Origin of the sequence: Virgibacillus pantothenticus, from assembly GCF_018075365.1 — a bacterium.
Classification (GTDB): Bacteria; Bacillota; Bacilli; order Bacillales; family Amphibacillaceae; genus Virgibacillus; species Virgibacillus pantothenticus.
Genome location: NZ_CP073011.1, coordinates 3,416,046 through 3,437,955, shown reverse-complemented (window position 1 = coordinate 3,437,955; position 21,910 = coordinate 3,416,046). Strand labels below are relative to the sequence as shown.

Annotated in this window: 20 protein-coding genes and 1 pseudogene; 11 read left to right on the top strand and 10 right to left on the bottom strand. The window is 37.4% G+C overall.

Going from position 1 to position 21,910, the window contains the following annotated elements:
• Positions 1–488: 488 nt before the first annotated feature.
• The 3 genes from KBP50_RS15890 to KBP50_RS15880 form a co-directional block, all read right to left on the bottom strand.
• Complete coding sequence (locus tag KBP50_RS15890; protein ID WP_050351429.1) at positions 489–1,202, bottom strand: hypothetical protein; 714 nt, start codon at positions 1,200–1,202, stop codon at positions 489–491.
• A 777-nt stretch (positions 1,203–1,979) separates the two neighbouring features.
• Complete coding sequence (locus KBP50_RS15885) at positions 1,980–2,396, bottom strand: M67 family metallopeptidase (RefSeq protein WP_050351428.1); 417 nt, start codon at positions 2,394–2,396, stop codon at positions 1,980–1,982.
• A 1-nt stretch (position 2,397) separates the two neighbouring features.
• Positions 2,398–3,630 carry an AAA family ATPase gene (locus tag KBP50_RS15880; protein WP_050351427.1) on the bottom strand — a complete coding sequence of 411 codons (1,233 nt, stop codon included), beginning with the start codon at positions 3,628–3,630 and terminating at the stop codon, positions 2,398–2,400.
• Positions 3,631–3,940: 310 nt separating this feature from the next.
• Between KBP50_RS15880 and KBP50_RS15875 the strand changes: the two genes are divergently transcribed.
• The 3 genes from KBP50_RS15875 to KBP50_RS15865 all read left to right on the top strand — a co-directional run bounded on the left by KBP50_RS15875 (position 3,941) and on the right by KBP50_RS15865 (position 5,973).
• Positions 3,941–4,609 (top strand): BMQ_0737 family morphogenetic spore coat protein, encoded by a 669-nt coding sequence (locus tag KBP50_RS15875; protein WP_050351426.1) that lies wholly within the window; start codon positions 3,941–3,943, stop codon positions 4,607–4,609.
• A 502-nt stretch (positions 4,610–5,111) separates the two neighbouring features.
• The gene (locus KBP50_RS15870) at positions 5,112–5,681 is read left to right on the top strand and encodes a hypothetical protein (protein WP_050351425.1); all 570 of its coding nucleotides are present in this window, start codon (positions 5,112–5,114) and stop codon (positions 5,679–5,681) included.
• Positions 5,671–5,973: a hypothetical protein gene (locus KBP50_RS15865; protein WP_050351424.1), complete on the top strand. Its 303-nt coding sequence runs from the start codon at positions 5,671–5,673 to the stop codon at positions 5,971–5,973. The genes KBP50_RS15870 and KBP50_RS15865 overlap by 11 nt, the downstream gene beginning before the upstream one ends.
• A 455-nt stretch (positions 5,974–6,428) precedes the next feature.
• Here the strand turns inward: KBP50_RS15865 and KBP50_RS15860 are convergent, their stop codons facing one another.
• Positions 6,429–6,713, bottom strand: coding sequence for a hypothetical protein (locus KBP50_RS15860; RefSeq protein ID WP_050351423.1), 285 nt, complete (start codon positions 6,711–6,713; stop codon positions 6,429–6,431).
• A 769-nt stretch (positions 6,714–7,482) separates the two neighbouring features.
• On the opposite strand from KBP50_RS15860, the gene KBP50_RS15855 reads away from it, so the two are divergent.
• Positions 7,483–8,970: a BCCT family transporter gene (locus tag KBP50_RS15855; protein ID WP_050351422.1), complete on the top strand. Its 1,488-nt coding sequence runs from the start codon at positions 7,483–7,485 to the stop codon at positions 8,968–8,970.
• 327 nt (positions 8,971–9,297) lie between these two features.
• Here the strand turns inward: KBP50_RS15855 and KBP50_RS15850 are convergent, their stop codons facing one another.
• The gene (locus tag KBP50_RS15850; RefSeq protein ID WP_050351421.1) at positions 9,298–9,750 is read right to left on the bottom strand and encodes a YueI family protein; all 453 of its coding nucleotides are present in this window, start codon (positions 9,748–9,750) and stop codon (positions 9,298–9,300) included.
• A gap of 927 nt (positions 9,751–10,677) precedes the next feature.
• Positions 10,678–10,848, bottom strand: a complete 171-nt coding sequence (locus KBP50_RS15845) for a YfhD family protein (RefSeq protein WP_072741800.1) — start codon at positions 10,846–10,848, stop codon at positions 10,678–10,680.
• A 401-nt stretch (positions 10,849–11,249) separates the two neighbouring features.
• On the opposite strand from KBP50_RS15845, the pseudogene KBP50_RS15840 reads away from it, so the two are divergent.
• From KBP50_RS15840 to KBP50_RS15825, 4 genes and pseudogenes are all read left to right on the top strand, one after another.
• A pseudogene (locus KBP50_RS15840) lies at positions 11,250–11,503 on the top strand (aconitate hydratase); the annotation flags it as partial.
• 510 nt (positions 11,504–12,013) lie between these two features.
• Positions 12,014–12,268, top strand: a complete 255-nt coding sequence (locus tag KBP50_RS15835; RefSeq protein WP_050351419.1) for a hypothetical protein — start codon at positions 12,014–12,016, stop codon at positions 12,266–12,268.
• A 3-nt stretch (positions 12,269–12,271) separates the two neighbouring features.
• Positions 12,272–13,624: a tripartite tricarboxylate transporter permease gene (locus KBP50_RS15830; RefSeq protein WP_050351418.1), complete on the top strand. Its 1,353-nt coding sequence runs from the start codon at positions 12,272–12,274 to the stop codon at positions 13,622–13,624.
• A 127-nt stretch (positions 13,625–13,751) separates the two neighbouring features.
• Entirely contained in the window at positions 13,752–15,059 is a 1,308-nt protein-coding gene (locus KBP50_RS15825) for an alpha/beta hydrolase family protein (protein ID WP_050351417.1), read from the top strand.
• 163 nt (positions 15,060–15,222) lie between these two features.
• On the opposite strand, the gene KBP50_RS15820 is transcribed toward KBP50_RS15825, so the two are convergent.
• Together KBP50_RS15820 and KBP50_RS15815 are read right to left on the bottom strand one after the other, a co-directional pair.
• Complete coding sequence (locus KBP50_RS15820) at positions 15,223–15,507, bottom strand: DUF4183 domain-containing protein (protein ID WP_050351416.1); 285 nt, start codon at positions 15,505–15,507, stop codon at positions 15,223–15,225.
• 374 nt (positions 15,508–15,881) lie between these two features.
• Entirely contained in the window at positions 15,882–16,322 is a 441-nt protein-coding gene (locus tag KBP50_RS15815) for a DUF4183 domain-containing protein (protein ID WP_050351415.1), read from the bottom strand.
• A gap of 767 nt (positions 16,323–17,089) precedes the next feature.
• Between KBP50_RS15815 and KBP50_RS15810 the strand changes: the two genes are divergently transcribed.
• Entirely contained in the window at positions 17,090–18,040 is a 951-nt protein-coding gene (locus KBP50_RS15810) for an MBL fold metallo-hydrolase (RefSeq protein WP_050351414.1), read from the top strand.
• Positions 18,041–18,550: 510 nt separating this feature from the next.
• Here the strand turns inward: KBP50_RS15810 and KBP50_RS15805 are convergent.
• Positions 18,551–19,300, bottom strand: coding sequence for a response regulator transcription factor (locus KBP50_RS15805; RefSeq protein WP_050351413.1), 750 nt, complete (start codon positions 19,298–19,300; stop codon positions 18,551–18,553).
• On the bottom strand, positions 19,297–20,610 hold the full coding sequence (locus KBP50_RS15800; protein ID WP_050351412.1) for a sensor histidine kinase: 1,314 nt from the start codon (positions 20,608–20,610) through the stop codon (positions 19,297–19,299). Before KBP50_RS15800 ends, KBP50_RS15805 begins: the two co-directional genes overlap by 4 nt.
• Before the next feature lie 232 nt (positions 20,611–20,842).
• Here KBP50_RS15800 and KBP50_RS15795 point away from each other — a divergent pair, with 232 nt between their 5' ends.
• Both KBP50_RS15795 and pduB read left to right on the top strand, forming a co-directional pair.
• Positions 20,843–21,115 (top strand): BMC domain-containing protein, encoded by a 273-nt coding sequence (locus KBP50_RS15795; protein WP_198035054.1) that lies wholly within the window; start codon positions 20,843–20,845, stop codon positions 21,113–21,115.
• Positions 21,116–21,165: 50 nt separating this feature from the next.
• Positions 21,166–21,891: a propanediol utilization microcompartment protein PduB gene (gene pduB / locus KBP50_RS15790; RefSeq protein WP_077303456.1), complete on the top strand. Its 726-nt coding sequence runs from the start codon at positions 21,166–21,168 to the stop codon at positions 21,889–21,891.
• Positions 21,892–21,910 lie beyond the last annotated feature (19 nt).

Sequence of the window (21,910 nt, the reverse complement as noted above, 5' to 3'; positions counted from 1 at the left end):
ATTTGCTCCGTTGCTAAACGGGCACCCCGCGTCTTTGTTCATATGCTTGTTCTGCTCTTTTCAGTAGCAGATAAAGTCCTACTAATAAGAAGTTGCATAGTAATAACTTCTGGTAGAAGATTTCGTTAAGCATCCTACATTGGCAATATGAAGCTAAGGGCTATTGAGGAGCTATTATTTATCCCGCATATAAGGTGCTGTAAGTCTCCCGCTTCAGGAGTTGGATAATCTTTACTGCAACAAGTCTAAGTGGGAGATAGCAGCACCTAATACGATTCGTTTAGAGACCTTTAGGTCATACCATTACGGTACTAACAAGCCGTGGTGGATGAATAAAAAACCCCACTGATTGAAGATTCACATGATTAATCTTTCTTTAAGTACATGAGGAGAAAAGTATATTGTGCTGTATATAAATAGGCTTATCCCCAAAAGCCATGGAAGCCATTGGGGCAGCCCTATTTAACTGTTTGTAGCTACATTTACTACTATATTATTCCACCATTCTCTGGCGGTGGAAAAGTGAATGATGGAGGAGTTGCTGGGGTTTCGCAGCGATTAGGATTAGCATCACAAAAGTTCCCCTCAGCATCTTTAATCACTGGACGAGTTACTGTAATAGTTGTGCGTAATACAATCTTAAATAAAATACCTTCAACAAGAGTAACCCCAGCAACGTCTACAACTGGTACCCCTGGTTGACTGAAGGTTCCTTCTATTTCAAGCGGTGTTTCTTGTAAAATATCCTGTGGACAAGCGCCTGGGAAATCGGTATGCTCTTGGAATGGGAGAGTCGTATTTACAACAGCAGGCAAAGCGACGCCGGCAATTGTTATCGTAATTGTTGCAGGTATAAGGCCAATATTTACTACTTTATCCTTGATTACTCTAGCATTTTGTGTTATTCCAGCTAAATTTGGCACAACGCTGATAGAAACAATATCTTCTAGAACAGTTAAACCAGTAAATAGTGTAATAGGGAGCGTTGTCTCTGCCACCTTTTGAACGGATTTAGTACCTACCAGGGAATTAACTAGAAAACAATCACTGTTTAACTTAGTTGCTTTAGGTTGTGGCTTCCTGAAATTACAGTCGCAGGTTGCATCGTGTTTACAGCAGGAATGATGTTTTGGTGGCTTGCGCTTTTTTACGTGATTGCCGCCAACCATTACAACACTATTGAAACATTTTTTAGAGGACATTACATCCTCCCCCCTTTCTCGAATTCTGTTCGAAAATAAAATATTATTTTCAAGATTATACTATTAGCCAAATGCGCTTTGTGATTGGACTTTTTGATTATTAAGTCATTTCCCTAGCATACATACGGTTAATAGGGCTTATGTAAATAGGTAGATGTACTTGAATCTATTTTATGGTGCAGGATGGAAAAAAACTCATTCTCATCTATAGCAGTAATATGGGAGTTTGGGAAAAGCGTAGCTGTAGAGGGTGGAATTGATTTTAAAAGCAGCTCCATCTTTTAAAAGAATTGATTTTTCGGAAGGAAATGAAAAAAATAGGCAGCTGATATATTCGTAATCTGACCTCGCTGTATAAAAGTGGAGAATCCATGGCGATGGGGTATGAAAATATACAGAAAGAGGCTTTTAATTGGAAATAGGAGTATTGTCTAGCCGCTTTATAGATAAATGCTATCTATATACATCGCAGTAAGATATTATTTTAATTCCCAAAATTGCCTCTATAAATGTAAAACTATTATTCTAAACCGTTCGTTCTTATAACCTATTCGGAGGATGTAATTCATTTCATGTTATTTTGCTTTACCGCAGCAGCCACCTCTTCGGAACATTCCCCTTTTAATCGTTGGTGATGAATTCAATACAATAGGCTTCATGGGTTTCTTTAATTTAGTACAACTACTTGTTGCTTTCTTTAATTCTTTTGCCTTCAACCTTTTTCAACTCCTTAGGTTTTATAATATATTATAGTATTATTTTGCAGAAGAGGCCGGGCTATCGTGTGGTTTCAATACAAAAAAGGCATTCTTCATAGTTTGTATCACGTATTCGATAGCATCTTACAGAGGGTGAACCTCCCTTAAAGGATACAATAACCATTTTTGCGGTGGTGGTGGGATGATTTCTAAGATCGAATGTGGAGGGAATTGGTGCTGTAAAAGGATGAGAATGATAAATAGCTAGGACCTGCTGGTTTATTAGCTTAATTTTGTTCAACGTATCCTCAACTTTTTCCTTACTTACAAAAAAGCGTCTATCCGATTTCCGCTCATTTTCTAATTGCCAAATAGATTGTACCTTCATCCTATTGCCAGCTAATAAGCCGCATGCCTCATAGGGTAATGCTGAGTATCCGTGCTCAATCATTTGATTGTTTATAGAAAGTGGGATAATTATTTGCTTATCGTTCATTTTAGCCTCTTTTGAAGAGGGAAAGAAATGAAGATTTTTTATTCTGTTCTTCCGTATGTCCAGAATTGCTTTCTGTTGCGTCTGTTTGGTTTTTAATAAATTGGGAATTATTTTCTAAGCTTTTTTCTAATTCCACATCAGAGCTTGCTATTTTCTCTTCTTCGACGTTATTGTCATGGATCATACTATTATTGTCATTGTGAATGCTGTTACTATCCTGGAACATGCTGTTATTGTTATTGTGAATGCTGTTACTATCCTGGAACATGCTGTTATTGTCATTGGAAATGTTGTTACCATCATGGATCATACTATTATTGTCATTGTGAACGCTGTTATTATCATTAATCATGCTGTTATTGTCACTAGGCATACGATTACTTTCAATGGGCATACTGTTATTTTCAGCAGGAGTATGATTTTCATAAGTAGATATAGTGTTGTCTGTAGGAATATTTTCTTCAACATGTACTTGTTTAGGTTTATTTTTTGGAGCTGCTGTCCGAGTAATAATATTTTTATTTAATTCATATTTGGGGTGTCGGAACACTTTTTTTGCTTTGTTATTGGAAATCGTATCCGATTCTGTTCGCTCGGTAGGGTGTGTGTAATAAGACTTTTTAGTGTTTGTCTTTGTATGACTGTAGTAGTGTTTATTTATTTGGTTATTTTTTTTTTGATTGAATGATTGCTCCACATTGGTTGGCGATTGAAGAATGCCTTGCAATTGTCTGTATTCTGACTTCTTGACTGTCAAATTGTTCTTAGCAGTATCTACCTTTGGTTTTACCCATTCTCTAACTTGTAAAAGTTCTCCTTTTATCCTTTCTAACTCTATTTTCTGCTCTTTTGCATTTGTGTGTTGCGTACTTAATAATTGATTTATTTTTTCGGACAGCTCGACAAATGGTAGCTGTTCAAATTGATGTTTCATTAATTGCGTCTCTTGTTTTAATTGCTGTACGGACTCTGCAATGGATGTCAGGTGGATCATAAGGTTTTGCATCTCTAATTCATAATCAGAAATTTCTTCTTGATAATTCTTTTCCATCGTCTTCATGTCTCCTTCTAGTTGAAAAATTTTCATTTTTAAATCATTGAAATCATCTTTTGTCTTAAGATAATCTTCGAAAAACTTTCCCTCTGTTGTCATCCTAACCGTTTGCTTGTAGGCATGAAGCTCTTGTTTTAACTTATCAATATCATCAACATTATACAATTCATATCGATACATTTTCATTCACCCTTTTACAGCACATTAATATACTATTTATGAAACATCAATATGTGACAAATGTGTATTTTTTGGAGGCTTGAAAAAATGGTTTTTCCATAACATCTTATGCGCCAGTTTTACGATTTAATCTAAATAACATATTGGATATATTGGGTGTTTTAAAATTGTATTGATGCCGCTATGACTATGACGTTTAACTAAATCCATGATTATCACGATAATTCCGCTATATTACTATACCGTTTGGGAGCTTTGTTCATAGGCTACCAGTGAAAGAAATTAATCTTATTCGGAGGTGTTTGCTATTATGCAAGCAAATAATTTATCTGGAGGTCAAGAACTCCTATGTATTAATACAGAGAAAGTATATGACTGGGTTCTTAATGAATCAATATTTGATTTAAACTTAATGGATTTAGAATTGCCGTTAAACCCAAATACTGGTGAACAATTAACATGTGAAGATATCGATGTAGATACGGTTACATGTGCAGTTACACCTAATTGTATGGAACCAATTGTTATTTTGGACAGAGTTGACCAGGATTTTGTTATTGATGGTACAGAGGTAACATTACAACTGGTAAACATTCGTAAAAATTTTGAAGTAACGGTTTTTGTTGATTTAATAGCAGAACTAGGAGGAGGAACAGTCGAGGTATGTGAAGCAGATTTCACTCGTTGTGAACAAGTGGTTCTTTGCGCACCTGAAGGAACAGATATTGATGTATGTTACACAGATTTAGATTGCTTTGTGTGTACCGCTGCTTGTGATCAAACCATTGACCCAAATCAGCTTGATGTAACGCTTACTGTTCGTCTATGTCAAAGCATCCAATCCACATTTGATGTAACCCTTGAAATTGTAGCAGAATTCTGTGAGCCAAGAGACGTTCTCCCAGTCACTCCATGTCCTACACCAACTATGCCGCCACAATGCCCAGTTATTTTCCCAAATAATGGTGATAACGGATAAGTTGTCGGCATAAATATAAAGAGAGGAGCATATCCTCTCTTTCATTTTTAATTCGATTGTAAGATCCGTAGACTCTTGCTATAAGATTTATAGAGGATGTAGAAAAGTTCAAGTAGGGGGTAATGCTTCTTAAAAATGCTTTACTTTGTGATTTAACAGGGGAAAAAAGCTAGATCATCTATAAACCACACGCTGAAAAAGTACTTCTTTTCCAAGAAGAAAGGAAGATTTGGAAGTGACAGAGCGTATATTGGTACAATCTTTAAGAATGCTTGAAAATTTTACCCTTTGTTTTATTTCAAAAGATAAGCAAGCATAAAATGAGGTGCTTGGGGATAACGAAATAACCGAATAGCCACGTCCAGCGCAAGCGCCAGCAACGATGCGACTTTAGAAATGCGTCCTACGATAAGGTCTCATCGGTTCGTCGCTAAGAGGAAGGCAGTAGGGGGTAAGCGAAATTCCTACTGATCGAAGTTTCACTTTATAGGAGGTTCATAAATTGGAAAAAATGAAAAACATCCAAAAGAAATTGCTCCAATTGCAGAAAATGAATGACACGTATTTAAAAGAATTAAAAATAGTAGCAACGGAAATGAAGTCTCAGCAATTTCAAATCGTCAGCTATTTTACATACTCGCTTCATCTCAATCACGAATTAGAGGGTGAAAACTTTATTATTGGCTCGTACCACATAACAAATTTTGGTTTTAAGCCGTTACATCATCCATACATTTGTATAAAGCTAAGCTCCGAAGATGTGTTTGATTTTTCTGGTAAATATTTCTATCCAGATACCCAACAAAAAATGAAGCTAGCAAATGCTTGGTTAAGATTTAATGAAGCGGAAAATCGTCAGGAATTTTGGCTTAAGCCAAACAATCAACAAATATTGGAACCTCAAGAAACGCTCACATTTCAAAATTTCCAATTAAAATGGGAGGCTAATAAGTCATATGCAGGTTATGTAACCGGGTTTATATACGGAGATGAAATAAAAGAGGGAATTAGTGCAGTAAACCAAATCAGTGTCAGTGGAAATGTAAAGGAGGAAAATGACGATGAAGGATGAGGAAATGGAGAGGTTATTTAAACAATCCATGCATCTATTTGTAAAGAATCACATGGAGAAATTGAGTCAGGAATTACAAGTTGACAATCGAAGCTTCGTGTATTTAGAAAACAATATACTGCAAATGATCATGACCTATTTGTTTATGAATGTAGATAAGAAGTATGAGAATGATCGAAGTGAACCATTTGATACAAATCAATTAGATGAACTAGAAGCTAACCTCGACTCTATGATTGATAAAAGTAAGGCTGAATTTGAAGCTGTTTTTGATATGCTAGGTAGTAAATGAAGGAGAAATCACCACCTTCAAGGAAGTAGAAGTGACAATAAGCTAATAAGTAAATGAAGAGAATTTGCCTCCGGACTGGGGGTGGATTCCTCCATTCCCATTGTCCGACATCTGCCAAACCAAACAAAAGTTCGTTGATAAAAAAAGCCTACTACAGCATCCACAGCTTCCCAATCTAATGACAGCGTGCTAGCAATTGCTATATGAAATTGGCGTAGTTAAGGTTAAAGACCCAATAAGAATGGTCATGATAAACTATTAAAACAATTCTTTAATAAAGCTTCGTTTTATGGTTGCATTTAACAGAGCAACGATTCACATACCACTAATCAAAATAAAACATAGAGGACACTAAATAAAACAATGGTAAGTACGAGAGAAAATATGGCTAGAATAACCATCCTGCCTAGAGAGAAAACGGTAAATAGAATAGGAAAGAAGGGTTAGAGCTGCTTTCATGTTTCCACTGTTTGATCTGAAAAACAAGAGACGCTTCCACAAAATATTTTAATGAAAATGTTAGCCGACATACCCTTCCAAACTTGCATTGTCGTGACCTCGATTTGTTGTAATGTGATAATAGTGAGCGCAATAAAAGTTACTAAGTCGGCAATTGCAATCTCGTTCATGATATGTTTCATTACTTTAAATTCATTTAAATTGCCTTCCATCATTAATTTTCTTTTTATTGCTTTTACATATTTTCGGGGTGGTATATTCTTTATTTTTCTGAATGACAATGCTCACCACTTATTGCCCTTACAGGTTACTTGAAGAGGGAGACTTTTTCGGGGGCTGTAAATATGCTCAAAACACTGTATTATGAAGTAAGTTTCCAATAAATTTTAGAAAAGCGCATAAACTGAAAACATCTGCACGTATAAACTACGTTCTAACTTCAAAATGGTTATCTCCTACAACAGCGAATGTCTTTCTTTTCCCAGCGTAAACATAATCTGCTCTGGTTGCAAACCGTATCGTCCGGTCGTTGTGAGTAGCAAACAAGCGTATTGTAACCTCTCTTTACTGTCAATATAATTGACAATGTTTTCTCATTCCTTGGACTACCTATTCGCCTGAATGATCATTCTGATTTACATTGACTATTTTAGAAGCCTCTTTTCTGCCTCCCATTTATTATGCCAAAGCATCCATAAAAAACTAATATAGATTTGCATAAGATTCCATCTTTTATGTTTAAAACGATATAATCTATCCCGCATGTAACTAGTAGTAAGACCTCCTTTTAATTTTAGAAAATGAATACGAAGAGGTTAAGTGGAGGTTCCAACTTGCAAGTCAAATGCCCGACTCTGTTCAAAGTCCCTTAGGCCATGACTTTGCGATTCTAACTAAGTGGAGATAATAGAAAATCTCCACTGATTAAAGCCTCTTATATTATGTGGCAACGCACAAAATAAGTTTAATGGTTGTTTCAATCACTGCTAAATGGGGTATAAATTAAGCTAGTAAAGTTATAAGCTCGTAAATTGTTGAAGAGGTGAGTGGATGAAAAGTGTCACGAGTGTGTTCTGGTATTCTCTGGTAATTTGTATTGCAGTGGTAATTTGGGGTTCCGTAGCTCCAATTGGGTTGGAAAGTTTTACAGCAAAAGTAACGACTGCGGTATCCGATTATTTTGGTTGGTATTATTTACTAGCTGTTATGGTTATATTGGCGTTTTGTATTTATTTAATATTATCTCGATATGGAAATATTAAACTAGGAAAAGAAAAAGACGATCCTGAATTCAGCTTGCCATCGTGGTTTGCGATGTTATTTAGTGCTGGAATGGGGATGGGTCTCGTGTTCTGGACAACAGCAGAGCCAATCTCTCATGCATTTACGAGTACACCTGGAGCAGAACCGGGTTCGGACGAAGCGATCAGAGAGAGTTTAAAGTATACATTTTTCCATTGGGGAATTCATGCATGGGCTGTATATGGCATTGTGGCATTAGTTTTGGCTTATTTTAAATTTCACAAAGATCAGCCAGGTCTTATAAGCGTAACCTTAATGCCGATTTTTGGAGAAAAAAGCATGCGTGGTTTGTCTGGCAAGATTATCGATGTGTTATCTGTTTTTGCTACGGTAATTGGTGTTGCTGCAACACTAGGATTTGGATCAGCGCAAATTAACGGAGGGATGGCATTTTTATTTGATACTCCTGACACCTTTTGGATGCAACTGCTCATTTTAGGGACAGCAACCGTTATGTTTATCGCTTCATCATGGTCGGGAGTTGGAAGAGGAATTAAATATTTGAGTAATGCGAATATGGGATTAGCGGTTGTGTTATTACTAATGTTATTTATTGCTGGTCCAACGCTTGACATTTTGAATATGTTCACCCATACATTAGGAAGTTATGTGTCCGATTTTTTTGATATGAGTTTACGTTTGGCACCTCAAGATGAGAACAAACGAACATGGATTAATAACTGGACGATTTTCTACTGGGCCTGGTGGATTTCATGGGCTCCATTTGTCGGTATTTTTATTGCCCGAATTTCTAAAGGAAGAACAGTAAAAGAATTTATGTTAGGTGTATTAGCAGTACCGTCAATTATTTGTTTCATATTTTTTGCTGTTTTTGGAGTTTCGGCATTAAACTTAGAACAAAATGGAATTGCAAAGATTTCCGAGTTCTCACTTGAAACGTCTACTTTTGGGGTGCTAGCAGAATACCCACTAGGTTTTGTAATGTCCATCATTACGCTTTTTGTGGTGGCGATATTCTTTATTACTTCTGCTGATTCGGCTACCTTTGTGTTAGGGATGTTAAGCACCAATGGGACGTTGAACCCGCATAATTCGGTGAAAATTATGTGGGGAGTGATGCAGGCGGCTTTGGCAACGATTATTGTTTATTTTGGCGGTACACAAGGATTGCAAAATATGCTTATTATTGCTGCATTACCTTTTTCTATTGTTATATTATTAATGGCTGCTTCCTTTTACAAAACAGTTCGTGCCGATCATGGAGCGGGGAAATGAAAATAGTTGTAGAATGAGGCTGGGTCATAACTAAAACAACGGATGAAAAAATGAACGGTAAACCGACCATGTGTATACGCAGCGTAGTCAAAACTATGTAGGTTCCTGCGTGAATAGCACAGGCTGAAGATCACGCAGGATAGCGATTTTTGATTTCCAGGAAGCTGAGGTTACCTGCGGAAGCGAGGTATTTTGACATAGCGATGTTGAGTTTTTTCATACAAATAAGTCGGACAATCCATTTATAATTGTTCGGCTTTTGCTATATAGTATTTTTTATGCCCCAACCTCTCTCTACAAGCTGGGATTCCCACGAATGGAGGGGCTTTAATCAAACCAACTTTTTATTTTAGAGAAAAAAGATGGATCCTCTGTTTCTGTTTCTTGCTTAGCATCAGGTTGTTCTGGTTCTTCTTTAATAAAAATTTCTTCCTTATCAATCGCATAGTCATACGTTAATACCGCCCCAATGTCCGTATCTTCTGCTTCCTGATTGGTAATGGTGGAATGAGGGATGTTGTATTTATCGGCAATTTTTTTCTCTTCTTTTAAAAAGCGATTAGAAACATGCCCATTAATAATTAACTTAGCCTCAGGATTCTCTTTCATCGCTTCTTCAAGTTGCTCTAATCCTTTATTGGACATCACTTGTCCTTTGGTAAGTGCCAGCACAATTCGTTCACGTAGCGTGCCTAAAAATTGTTTTCGTTCATGATCTTTAGGAAGTCTTGTTCCATACATTCCTTCTGTGAGATAATCGTCGACATTTTTCTTGCTCATGATTTGTATTCCTCACTTTGTTTTATGATAATTCTATTGTACAAAGGCATGGCTCTATAAGCAATGAAAGTGGGTATGTAGGCGTATCCATTTATAAATAATAGATAAAAATGCCTATATGTGTACGATCGCCTTTTAAAAATTTTAGTTAACAACAGAAGAAGAATTGCTTTCTTATCAGTGCAATACAACTAATAAAGTGAAACTTTATTAAAGAGGGTTCCTCCTAGTGATAAAAGATCAAAGACCAGGATCTCAAAAACTCTTGCAAAGAAAGACACATTTGCATTACTCGCTAAAGTGGCTTTCATGGGCTTGAAAAGAAGACCACTTTTTTCTGCGTACCATGTCTATTCAAAGTGGCTCTTTCCGTGTGCTTGAAAAGAAAACCGTTTTTTTGTGTTATATTGCTTATGAAGCTTTTCTTGTCCTGTTGCAACACCTCTTGCGCTCCATTGCCTATTATTTAAAGGCACCTCCCAAACAATTAGGGATTGTAAGAGTGTCGTTATCTCCCACTTAGACCTCTTTGATAACTTCCTTAACTCTTGAAGTGGGAATCTTACGGCACCTTGCTTACTAATTAAAAACTGCTAAAATTGGAAGTTTAATAACGAATTTAACACGGTTTGCTCCTGTTTTAAAAGACAGGAAGTGTTTGGTCCAAGAATAAGAAAGTATAAACTTAGGGATAATGAAATAACCGAATAGTCACGTCCGGCGCAAGCGCCAGCAACGATGCGACTTTAGAAATGCGCCCTACAATAAGTCATCATCGGTTCGTCACAAAGAGGAAGGCCGACTAAAAACGGGCTTGCCGCTCAGGCGTAGGCATACCCCTGTTTTTAGTGGCATGATTCCTTTATCTTTAGTTGATTCGTTCCATTCGCTACGTTGCTAAACGGGCGCCCCGCGCCTTTGTTCATATTACTTTCGTTTAGCTCGTTTGTCAGCTTGTCGTGCTCGTTCTTGAGCTTCTAAATCAGCATGATCTGCAGCCTCTTGTGCAAATTCTACATCGACCCCATCTGATTTTTGATTTGCTGGTGTCTGTGCCATAAAGCTGTTTTTAGACTTTCGATGTTCATCTCGTCCCATTGTTTCACCTCCATTTAAATTATAGTGGATGCTGTTTTTTTCCAGCGTCTACATTACGCTAATTAAAGCTTGAAACATGCAGCTTGCGCTTGTGATATTTTTTGACCTAAGCGGGCATGAGTTATGTTTCCCTAAAAAGAGTATAACTATTTATAAAGTTATTAGGAGACGTGATTTATTCCCTATATAAGGTGCTGTAAGACTCTCGCTTCAGGAGTTGGATAATTTGTACTAAAAGTCTAAGTGGGAGATAACAGCGCCTAAATGCTCAATTCGTTCCTCTAACAATCAGTAGGGGATGAATGAAAATCCCCACCGATAGAAGATTCACTTTAATTCATACGTTTTAAGTAAACCGCTGTGGGAGGATGTTTTGGTGAAAATAACAAGGAGGTTATACATTGGCACGTAATTTAACGCAAAAGTTAATTAAAGAACATCTCGTAACCGGAGTCATACAACAGGTGAAGAGATTGGTTTGAAAATGGATCAAACGCTTACACAAGATGCGACTAGTACATTAGTAATGTTGGAATTAGAACGAACAAAAACGGAAGCTTCTGATCAATATGTTGATCATAACTTAATCCAAGAAGATAATAAAAATCCGGATGATCATTTGTTTTTACAAAGTGCGGCGAGGTATTATCAACTGGGTTAAAGAACGGCAAGTGTAGGACAGAAATGCATGAGGAGGTAAGAGAATAGAGGAAAAGTCAGAGCGCTGTAAAATATGTGATGGTACTGGGTTACTCGCCGATGATGAAGGTTGGAATACCAATGCACCATCTGCAATGGAGATGGCAGTTATCGTTTGGGAGAAGAGCGGAAACCTGCGCATATCATAGAAGTAGATGACAATAATCGGTTATTATATTAACAAAGAGGTTGCCCGTGACAACCTCTTTGTTATGTTAAAATAGTGCTTTGTTTTGTTCCTTAGGGCATTATTGGGGTTCATATTTATGAGGGGTGGGCAAATGTTTGTTCTAAAAGCTTCCGGACGAACTACGGAAATTGCGAACTTCGGCTAATTTCTTGTGAACATCAGCGTAAACGGTGTGAACTTCGACTAAACTCCATCATATATGCAACTTTAAGAATCAGTCTGTACATTGTATAATTAAGGTTCAGATGTCATGTTTAATTGTAAAGGGGAAACGATATGGAACAAAGGTATGATCACAAAGAGAAAGAGGAAAATATTGAGGTTTGGGAAGACCTGGTACATATTAAAGATCTCGTTCTAGCGATTATTATTTCAACTATCACAACGCTAGGTGCTTATTTGATAGCGCCTAATGACCCACCAAAACCGCTCATATTTGGCTTAATTGGTGCTTTAGTTGGATTTATTATTTGTAGTTTGCTGATTAAACCAAAACGAAGCTTTCGTTATGTTGATGAGGAGGGGAAATAGGCAATGGATCCTGTGTTAATTTTGCAATTGATAGCTGCTTCCGTTATTGGTGCTATTTTGTATACCATTATCGGTATCGCCCCCGGAACAGATGAAACCGCTGTCTTAGCGCCGGTTACGTTAGTACTGGTACTATCAGGTTTTGAGCCTATAGTTATTTTAGCTTTTTTTATATCAGCAATTGTTGCTAAAAAACTAACCGACTCTATCCCTGTTGCGATCGCAGGAATCCCTGGTGGGGTCATGTCAGCTCCGATGGTTGAGCATGCGATGGTCCTTAAAAAACATGGTATGCCTGAAATTAGTATTCGGAAGATGGCTTCTGGTTCAGTCATCGGTACGATTATTGCTGTACCCATGAGTTTGTTAATGGCCAATTTAATTGCTCCTTTATCAGATGAAATTACGCAATATGCCAGCCAAATTTTCCTTGGTGGTGCTATTTTTTTAGCACTTATGACAAAGAACCGCTGGATTGCGTTGCTTTCCATTGTGCCATTTGCGTTTCTTATTCAAGGCTTACGCATGTTTTATTGGGAGACAGGTATTGTTCCTGAAGATCAAACGGTGTTTACATCGTTCTTTTTAGGAATTACAATTGGACCGGTGATTTTAAAGTTGGCAGAATTGCTTAATGGCAGAATCAGGCGTAGCCTTCCCCGCTATGGTAAAAAGGATATCGCGATGCGACGGACTGCAAAAACAAAGGGGTTCCCGAATCCATTTAAGATCCTTAACCGAAAAGAAATTGGCACTACTTCCCTAGCATCAGTGTTAGGGGTACTAACCTTTTTTATGAGTCCAGTCGGAATGACGATTTTTCTTGGGGAAACATTAACAAGTCGAATCAAAGATCCGGTAAAGAAGGCAGCTCGAGCGATTTCCAGTATGGACGGATTAACGAATGCAGCTTACTTATCAGGGACGCTTATACCGCTTATTGCTATCGGTTTACCTTTATCACCTACAGCAATCGGTCCAGCGGGGCCACTATTTAACGCTCCGCCAGTATTTACAGAAGAAAACAATATTCATCATCTGCTTTCCATGTCTGACTTTATTGTCGCGACGCTAATTGGTTCGATTATTGCCATTAGCATAACGTTCTACATTACGATTAAGTATGCACAGCAAATATGCGCGTTTGTTTTTCGGTTTATACCGCATGAAGCTATGCTTGGTGTGTTCTTTGGTCTTGTGATAATGCTTGCATATATGGATGCTGGTATTGTTAATATTGCCGGAGTAATCGTTGTGGCACTCGTCGCTGGTTTCCTGCATCGTAAAGGAGTTAATTATGGCGTACAGTTTATGACCTTGTATGCAGCGCCTTGGCTTGTGTCGTTATTTTTATAAGTGGTGCTGCGAACATAGAGTGAGATTTATTTTATCCCGTATATAGTAAAGTATAATAGTATTTACTTTATAAGAGTTCGTTAAAAGTGAAAGCTTTTCTATATATAAAAACAAGAAGGTGGTTTACATGAAAAAGGTATGCACGCTTCTCCTTCTCTGTGTGTTCGTTCTAACAGTGGCAGCATGTAAGTCCGTAGACGAAACGTCCAAGGAAAAGGAAGCTACCACTGATGCTATTGGATATTATGAAGGGAAAATTGACATTCCGAATCAGCCATTAGGATTGGAAGTAACGTTGCAAAAGAAAGACGGTGAATTATCGGGAACAATGAGTATTCCCATGCAAGGATTAAGTGATTATCCGTTATCTACTGTTGAGCAGAAGGGAGAAAATGAGCTTCTATTTACGATGAAAATACAAAATCAAATTATCTCATTTGAAGGCAAAATCGATTCCGATCAAATAGCAGGGACATTTAAGCAAAATAATCAAGCTTTTCCGTTTCAATTAACGAAAGCCAAAAAGACAATAGATGCGGAAGGAGAATTTCTCCAAGTAGAAACGGCATATGGAACGCTGTCTGCAGAAGTAAAATTACCAGAAGGAAAAGGACCTTATCCAGTTTTGTTGATTATTCCTGGCTCTGGACAAACAGATCGTGATGGCAATACGGTTGGTATGGCTGGCAAGAATAATAGTTTGAAGCTGTTAGCAGATGGTTTAGCTGAACAAGGAATAGCAACGATTCGCTATGATAAACGGGGGGTTAAAAAGAACAGTCAAGCCATTACGAAGGAAGAAGATATGCGTTTAGAGCAATTTGTAGATGATGCAGTTGCTTTTATCGATAAATTAAAAACAGATGATCGATTCTCAACGATTGGTATCATTGGACATAGCCAAGGTTCTTTAGTAGGTATGCTCGCTGCTCAGGAACAGGATATTGATGCATATATATCGCTAGCAGGTTTGGGGCGATCGATTGATCAAGGATTATACGATCAATTACGTGAACAGCTTCCTAAGAAATTACTTAAAGAGAGTCAAGATATCCTGAAAAGCTTAACAGAAAGAAAAACAGTAGACGAAGTGAGTACGGAATTGCAAGCTGTATTTCGACCTTCTGTACAGCCATTTTTAATTTCATGGATGACGTACGAACCGGCAGCAGTGATCGCTGATGTAAAAGCTCCAACATTAATTGTAAAAGGAGAGCATGATTTACAAGTTCCTGCAAAGGAAGCTGACCTCCTCTATGAAGCAGCTGCTGATGCTGAGTTGTTGATTCTTGAGCAGATGAATCATGTATTAAAAGACGCACCAAAAGATCGCGAGCAGAATTTGGCTACGTATACAAATCCAGATTTACCTCTAGCCAAGGGGTTGCTGGAGGGAATCGGTGATTTCTTAGCCCAAAACGGATTTGTTAAATAGTTGCACAGATTTTCACTTTACGCTATCTAAAAAATCGGGCATTTGTTTTTCTAGACTTATACTTCGTAGAATGAAATGGAGGTCTAACAGCCAATAATATAGCGATAAGCTTCATATATTAAGACTGCTCCATATGGAACAGTCTCGGTGTCTCGTTAAGAAGTTAGTTTACTACGCACTCAATAATTACTGGAACACCAGGATTAAGTGTATCTCCATCTGGAATTGTTACTTCAGTCGTAGTAAGCGTTGAAGTATCAGCTGTTTGAAGTACGCCATTAAGGTACAGGTTGTAGTATGCAGGTGCAGTTGGAAATGCTGTAGCAGCTGCTCCAGTATCATCAGTAAAAGCTGTTGCGGGAATAGTAAACGTTGCGCCAGTACCTGTCCCATCTCCGATTGTTGCAATAAACCTTTCGGCACCCATAAATTGTTTAACAATTGCCATTTATTTCCCTCCTATCATTATATTAGGGAGTATCTTCTTTAACGTCTTATTAACGAAGCAAATAAAGACTCTCGAAGTTACTCCCTGATACATACAATATTCTCTTGCATTTTTTTTGAAGCGACGTTAAACCAAAATGAAGAATTCTTATTAAAATGGTTCTCTATAATTTATCCCGTATAAGGTGCTGTAAGTCACCCGCTTCAGGAGTTGGATAATCTGTACCGCAACAAGCCTAAGTGAGAGATGACATCGCTTCAACACCCTATTTCGTAAGAGGTCATTAGGTCATGTCATCGGTACTAACAATCAGCGGGGGGTGAATGGAAAACCCAAACTGATTGAAGATTCACTTTATAGACACTCTTCCTTTGCTAATTTGAAAGTATTTTGATGAATTGTAAAATAATAGGGACACCATTTCTTGGGATGTCGCTTTGGTCGACAAGAAGTTGTAGACTCCCTGGTTGAACATTATAGATGGTAGCAGGTTGTAAGATTCCATTGATAAACAGATTGATATAAGATACATCATTGGGATTTAAAATATCTGAAGTACTGTATTCTGGAACCTTATCTTGGTTTGTATATACTGTCTTTACTCCATCCGATATGGCTGTGTATTGGGAGGTCTCCGCTTTTAGGACGTTGGACGGTGGAGGCGGTGTCGGCGGAACAGGAGGACAGTAACAAAAATTATTGTTGATTTCAATATTGCATGTACAGCAATTGGGAGTTGGTGGCTTTTTTCTACAACATTTACAACCATCATAACGATAGTGAGAAGAGCAGCTTTGTCTTTTTTTTATTATCATGAATATACCCCCCTTGTTTACAGACGTAGTTTTCATAATTAACTTTATTCAAGATAGGGCAGAACGGAACGGCATCTACCTTGTAAATATTTACTTAAAAACACTTAAACTCCCTTAGGTAGATTCAATTTACTCGTAAATGCTCGCTTATTCACAGGAATTCAAACCATTTACAGAACAATAACGGATGGATAGGCATAACAAAGGAATGAAAGGGCATTAGACCAGTTGAGAAATGGGAGAGAAAGCATCTAAGGGGCGGCAAGAAAAATACGTGCAGTATATTTTAGAAAGATAAGAAAGCATAAAATGAGGTGCTTGGGGATAACGAAATAACCGAATAGCCACGTCCGGCGCATGAGCCCAGCAACGATGCGACTTTAGAAATGCGCCCTACGATAAGGCCTCATCGGTTCGTGGAAAAGAGGAAGACCGACTAAAAACGGGCTTGCCGCCCGATGTCGGTATACCCCTGTTTTTAGTGGCATGATTCCTTTATCTTTAGTTGATTCGTTCCATTCGCTACGTTGCTAAACGGGCGCCCTGCGCCTTTGTTCGAAAGATTTGGAGTTTTTAACTCCTCTATTTCCGCATGTCTTCATGTAGCCCTCATAATCAGATTCATTCCAGTTGAGACTGGTTTTGCTAAACAGGAAAATGCTTAAACCTGTATATTCTTTATCATAAAATCTTGTTTTTAATAGCTATGTAGTTACTCATCCTGTGCTATGATGGAGAAAATCATTATTTCTTTAGGGGGCTATGAAATGCAGACGAAAAATCCGATCCGACTCGACCAGCGCATTCATCTTATTGATGGCTTTGATTTTGAAATTCCTAACCGTACAGGGGCGTATGTTCTTGATGAAGAGCAGTTAACGATTATTGAGCCAGGGCCAAGTCCATCGATTAAACATATCAAAAAAGGGATAGAACAATTGGGGTTTTCATTGGAAGTAGTTAAATACATTATCGTTACCCATGTTCACCTTGATCATGCTGGTGGCGCTGGATTATTGTTGAAATCTTGCCCAAATGCTAAAATAGTTGTCCATCCTCGAGGGAAACGTCATTTAGCTGACCCGCGTAAACTAGCTGCTGGAGCACGCGCTGTATATGGAGATAGCTTTTCTGATTTATATGATCCGATTGTTCCGATACCAGAAGAACGACTTATTACAAAAGAAGATGGAGACATGTTGGAAATTGGAGAGGACTGTAAGCTGCAATTTTTTAACACACCAGGACATGCAAAACATCATTTCAGTATTTACGATCCGGTTAGTAACGGATTGTTTACTGGAGATACAGCAGGCGTGCGCTATCAATTATTAATAGATCAGGGTGTCTCCTTCTTTTTACCGTCGACATCACCAAACCAATTTGATCCAAATGAGTTACGTCATTCATGGGGACGTTTCCATGATTTACAGGTAGATCGGATATATTATGGGCATTTTGGGATGACCGATCAACCGAAAGCTGCATTACAGCAAGTTTCTAGATGGCTTGATGTATTTATGGATATCGCTGAAAAAGCATATACAGAAGGCCTTGGCTATGATAAACTAGCTGAACGACTGTTAACTGCGATTAAAGTCGATCTACGGGCAAAAGGGATTCCGGATGACCATGAGATTTACGTGATTTTAAATGTCGATATGCAAATATGTGCGTTAGGTATGGTTGATTATTTACAAAAAAGGAAAGAAGAATGAGCCTGTTTACTAGCGAATAGGCTCCATTCTTTTTATAACTCATCTTCCGTTTTCAAAAAGAGAAAAGTAGCAAAGCTGATTAATAAAATGGAACCTCCGGCAATAAAAGAGATAGTCGTTATTGTTTCGTATAAGTTGAAGGGACGCAAATAATAGCTCCACATGCCTGTCGTTAACCCAATGGCGCCAATAATTGCTGTCCAAACATGAAGTGCAGCAGTTTTTTATTCGTAGGTGTAAATACTTTATAATAGACAGCCCAAGAAAATAAAGTGAGCCATCTTACCACAAGAATATGTGCATGGACCGTACGGAATTCATACCCGCCTGCACCCGCCATATGGGAGCCGATAAATGCTCCTTTTAAGCAAAAATAGCTGAAAAGTGCAACAATGTTTTACTGTACGTATTCACTTTAAACAACGAGAATATGTTTAGCTTTGAATATAGATAGAATGCTGTTTATTGATAATGGAGCGGTTAATATTACTATCCGCTCCATTATCAATATTATTTCCTATTCGCTGTCCTTGTTCGAAATTTATGTGGGCTCATTTTTTTGTAATGCACAAACACTTTACAAAAATAGGAAGCATCTGAGAAACCAACTTCATTTGCTATTCGATAAATTGGATAGTCAGAATTCAATAGTAAATCTATTGCTTTTTCGAGTCTAATAGAGGTTAAAAATTCACTATAACTAGCATTCATGGTTCGTTTAAAGAGCCTGCTCAAATATTGAGGATTTAAATGAACATTATCAGCAATCCAATCAAGTCGAATATCTTTCATATAGTTTTTTTTAATTAATGCTATGGCCTGTTGGATAATTGGATTTTCAGGAAGTTGTTCAGGAAGTATATCACAAGGGATGCATTTCTTTTCCCCGATATTCATAAGAGCATTATGAATAGAATTAACTAGTGTAGAAGGACGAACTGGTTTTAACAAATAATCGTTCACATGACTCGATATTGCTTCCTGAGCATATGTGAAACTGGAATAAGCCGTTATAATAATAGTTTGAATAGAAGGGAGGAACTCAATGATATTTTTTTGAACTGCTAAACCATTCATTTCTGGAATACCGATATCTAAAAGCATCATATCAGGTTTATATATTTTAGCAAACTCAATTGCCTGGTTACCATTCTCTGCTTCAGCTATAATATCTATGGTTTGAAAATTTCTGGAGATAATTGTTTTCAAAGCCTTTCTTTCCAAAGATTCATCTTCTACAATCATGATTTTATAAGTCATATGATCACCTTATTTTTATAATGATTATAATCAGTGAAAGCAGGGAAGAAAATTTTTATAACTGTACTAAATGTTTCATCGTTTAAAATTTGCAATCCGTAATTTTCTCCAAAGTAATCCCGTAAACGTAAATGTGAGTTTAAGAAACCTATACCGTCAGAAGAACCATCTTTTCCTTCTAGGATTTTCAAAGCCTGTTGCTTTTTAAAGCCCACCCCTGTATCTTTTACAAGGATAGAGATGTCTTCTTCGTTTCTGCTCACTGAGATGTAAACACTCCCTCCTTTGGCGAGGGGCTCTATTCCATGTATGATTGCATTTTCAACTATTGGTTGCAAAATCATATACGGAATACAAAAATCTTCTAAATGATTTGGAAGGTCTATTTGATAATTTAACCGATCCCCATAACGCACCTTTTGTATAGATAGGTACCGTCTAATATTTTTTATTTCGTTTTTCAATAAAGGAAATTCTTCTGTTTGTTTTAAATTATACCTTATGAGATCAGAAAGATTATAGATCATTTCTTCTGTTAAGGGAGCATTTTCAGACATTGCAACTCTGGAAATAGAATTTAATGTGTTAAATAGAAAATGTGGATTTATTTGAGCTTCTACTGTTTTTAATTCAGCATATTTTAATCGTCTTTCATAATCTAGTTTTTCCTGCGTTTCTTTTAATAGTTGTTGTTGGAAAAGTGATTTTATTCCCATCTCTGTAAAGTAATTTGCTAAAACCTCATAGAAATCAACACAGTCTTGCAAATATTCGGGTTCTACCACGGCTAGGTTATCAATAGCTACTGCTAATTCGGATTCCTCTAAATCTAGCTCTTTAGCTAGTTTCGGGATATCAAATTTGCTTTTAGGATTTTCTTGATCATCGACTAGCACCTGCCCGCCTAAAACGCCACCTAACAATTTATTATTTACAATTATTGGAACACAACAATCTTTTAAACCCAAGTGACAATCACTTATAGTTGGCTTTCCAGTTGCAAAAGCCTTTTGTTCAGCCTGAGCATCACATTCGATACATTTTTTCGCCCCTATTTTTGAAGACCGAATCAATTGACAAAACGGAGAGAAATTATTGAATCTACCAACCGGATTGCCATTCGCATCAGCTGTTACTACTGAGATACCGACTAAATCGGCTAATTTGCTTTGTACATTAGATAATGTGTCTATATCAACGACATCTGTTAAAGTTAAATCATTTGTATTAAGCAAAATTATCATATCCTTTTGTCTATGAGATGAAATATTCCATGCGAAAAAATTCCAATAATTAACTTTAAAAATCAAAGTATTTGTAACCGCCTTCTACCATTTATTGTACTTGTTTCAAACAAAAATTTCTATATAAATGTGAAGAATGTAACAAAATTACTTAATGTCAAAAAAGTTATACAAAAGACATCAATTTATTTATATAGAAGGTCCTGTAAATCACATAAATGGAAACGTTTAAATTGTATATTGTTTATGAAGTTAAATTAATAGGAGGTGCTTTCTCGTGGGACAAGAAGCATTAGGAATGGTAGAAACGAGAGGATTGGTAGCTTTAATTGAGGCTGCTGATGCGATGGTAAAAGCGGCAAATGTTCAATTGGTTGGTTATGAAAAGATTGGATCTGGATTAGTAACAGTTATGGTTCGAGGAGACGTAGGAGCAGTAAAAGCCTCTGTAGATGCAGGAGCGTCCTCAGCTAAAAATATAGGAGAAGTTGTATCTGTTCACGTAATCCCTCGTCCACATACAGATATTGAAAAAGTAATGATTAATTCATTAACAAATGGAGGTGAATAAAAGTGAATGAAGAGATTTTAGAAAAAGTATTAGGAGAAACACAAAGTAGAATGAATGGAACTTCTAAGGAATCGTCAGCGCCACACCGACATGTTACTGAATTTGTGGGAACTGCTATGGGGGATACGGTTGGATTAGTAATTGCCAATTTAGATCCCCAATTACATGAATATATGAAATTAGATAAAAAATATCGTTCTATTGGTTTTTTAAGCGCCCGAACTGGTGGAGCTCCTCATGTTATGGCTGCTGATGAAGCTGTAAAGGCTACAAATACTGAAGTTGTTTCCATTGAAATGGCCAGAGATACAAAAGGTGGAGCAGGGCATGGTGCAACGATCATTTTTGCAGCTGAAGATGTATCAGATGCACGCCGTGCAGTTGAAATTACTCTGGAAGCTGTTGAGAAAAATTTTGGCAATGTGTACAGCTCTGACGCAGGGCATATTGAACTTCACTATACTGCTAGAGCAAGTATGGCTTTAGAAAAAGGATTTAATGCATTAGTAGGAAAATCATTTGGAATAATTGTTGGCGCTCCAGCTGCGATTGGGCTGGTAATGGCTGATACAGCAGTAAAAACAGCCAATGTGGATGTAGTTACTTACGCAAGTCCAAATAACGGGACAGCCCGGTCCAACGAAATTATTATTTCTATTACAGGAGATTCTGGTGCTGTTAAACAATCACTCTTAGCTGCCCAGGAGGTTGGTTTAAGTGTGCTTAGTTCCATGGGTGAGATTCCGAAGTCAGGGTCAACTCCGACACTAATATAAAAAATTTCGCTACATGCTG

Excerpts from the sequence above, each read along its gene's own strand:
- KBP50_RS15890 (WP_050351429.1), bottom strand. The coding sequence starts at position 1,202 with ATGTCCTCTAAAAAATGTTTCAATAGTGTTGTAATGGTTGGCGGCAAT.
- KBP50_RS15885 (WP_050351428.1), bottom strand. The coding sequence starts at position 2,396 with ATGAACGATAAGCAAATAATTATCCCACTTTCTATAAACAATCAAATG.
- KBP50_RS15880 (WP_050351427.1), bottom strand. The coding sequence starts at position 3,630 with ATGTATCGATATGAATTGTATAATGTTGATGATATTGATAAGTTAAAA.
- KBP50_RS15875 (WP_050351426.1), top strand. The coding sequence starts at position 3,941 with ATGCAAGCAAATAATTTATCTGGAGGTCAAGAACTCCTATGTATTAAT.
- KBP50_RS15865 (WP_050351424.1), top strand. The coding sequence starts at position 5,671 with ATGAAGGATGAGGAAATGGAGAGGTTATTTAAACAATCCATGCATCTA.
- KBP50_RS15855 (WP_050351422.1), top strand. The coding sequence starts at position 7,483 with ATGAAAAGTGTCACGAGTGTGTTCTGGTATTCTCTGGTAATTTGTATT.
- KBP50_RS15850 (WP_050351421.1), bottom strand. The coding sequence starts at position 9,750 with ATGAGCAAGAAAAATGTCGACGATTATCTCACAGAAGGAATGTATGGA.
- KBP50_RS15845 (WP_072741800.1), bottom strand. The coding sequence starts at position 10,848 with ATGGGACGAGATGAACATCGAAAGTCTAAAAACAGCTTTATGGCACAG.
- KBP50_RS15835 (WP_050351419.1), top strand. The coding sequence starts at position 12,014 with ATGGAACAAAGGTATGATCACAAAGAGAAAGAGGAAAATATTGAGGTT.
- KBP50_RS15830 (WP_050351418.1), top strand. The coding sequence starts at position 12,272 with ATGGATCCTGTGTTAATTTTGCAATTGATAGCTGCTTCCGTTATTGGT.
- KBP50_RS15825 (WP_050351417.1), top strand. The coding sequence starts at position 13,752 with ATGAAAAAGGTATGCACGCTTCTCCTTCTCTGTGTGTTCGTTCTAACA.
- KBP50_RS15820 (WP_050351416.1), bottom strand. The coding sequence starts at position 15,507 with ATGGCAATTGTTAAACAATTTATGGGTGCCGAAAGGTTTATTGCAACA.
- KBP50_RS15815 (WP_050351415.1), bottom strand. The coding sequence starts at position 16,322 with ATGATAATAAAAAAAAGACAAAGCTGCTCTTCTCACTATCGTTATGAT.
- KBP50_RS15810 (WP_050351414.1), top strand. The coding sequence starts at position 17,090 with ATGCAGACGAAAAATCCGATCCGACTCGACCAGCGCATTCATCTTATT.
- KBP50_RS15805 (WP_050351413.1), bottom strand. The coding sequence starts at position 19,300 with ATGACTTATAAAATCATGATTGTAGAAGATGAATCTTTGGAAAGAAAG.
- KBP50_RS15795 (WP_198035054.1), top strand. The coding sequence starts at position 20,843 with ATGGTAGAAACGAGAGGATTGGTAGCTTTAATTGAGGCTGCTGATGCG.
- pduB (WP_077303456.1), top strand. The coding sequence starts at position 21,166 with ATGAATGGAACTTCTAAGGAATCGTCAGCGCCACACCGACATGTTACT.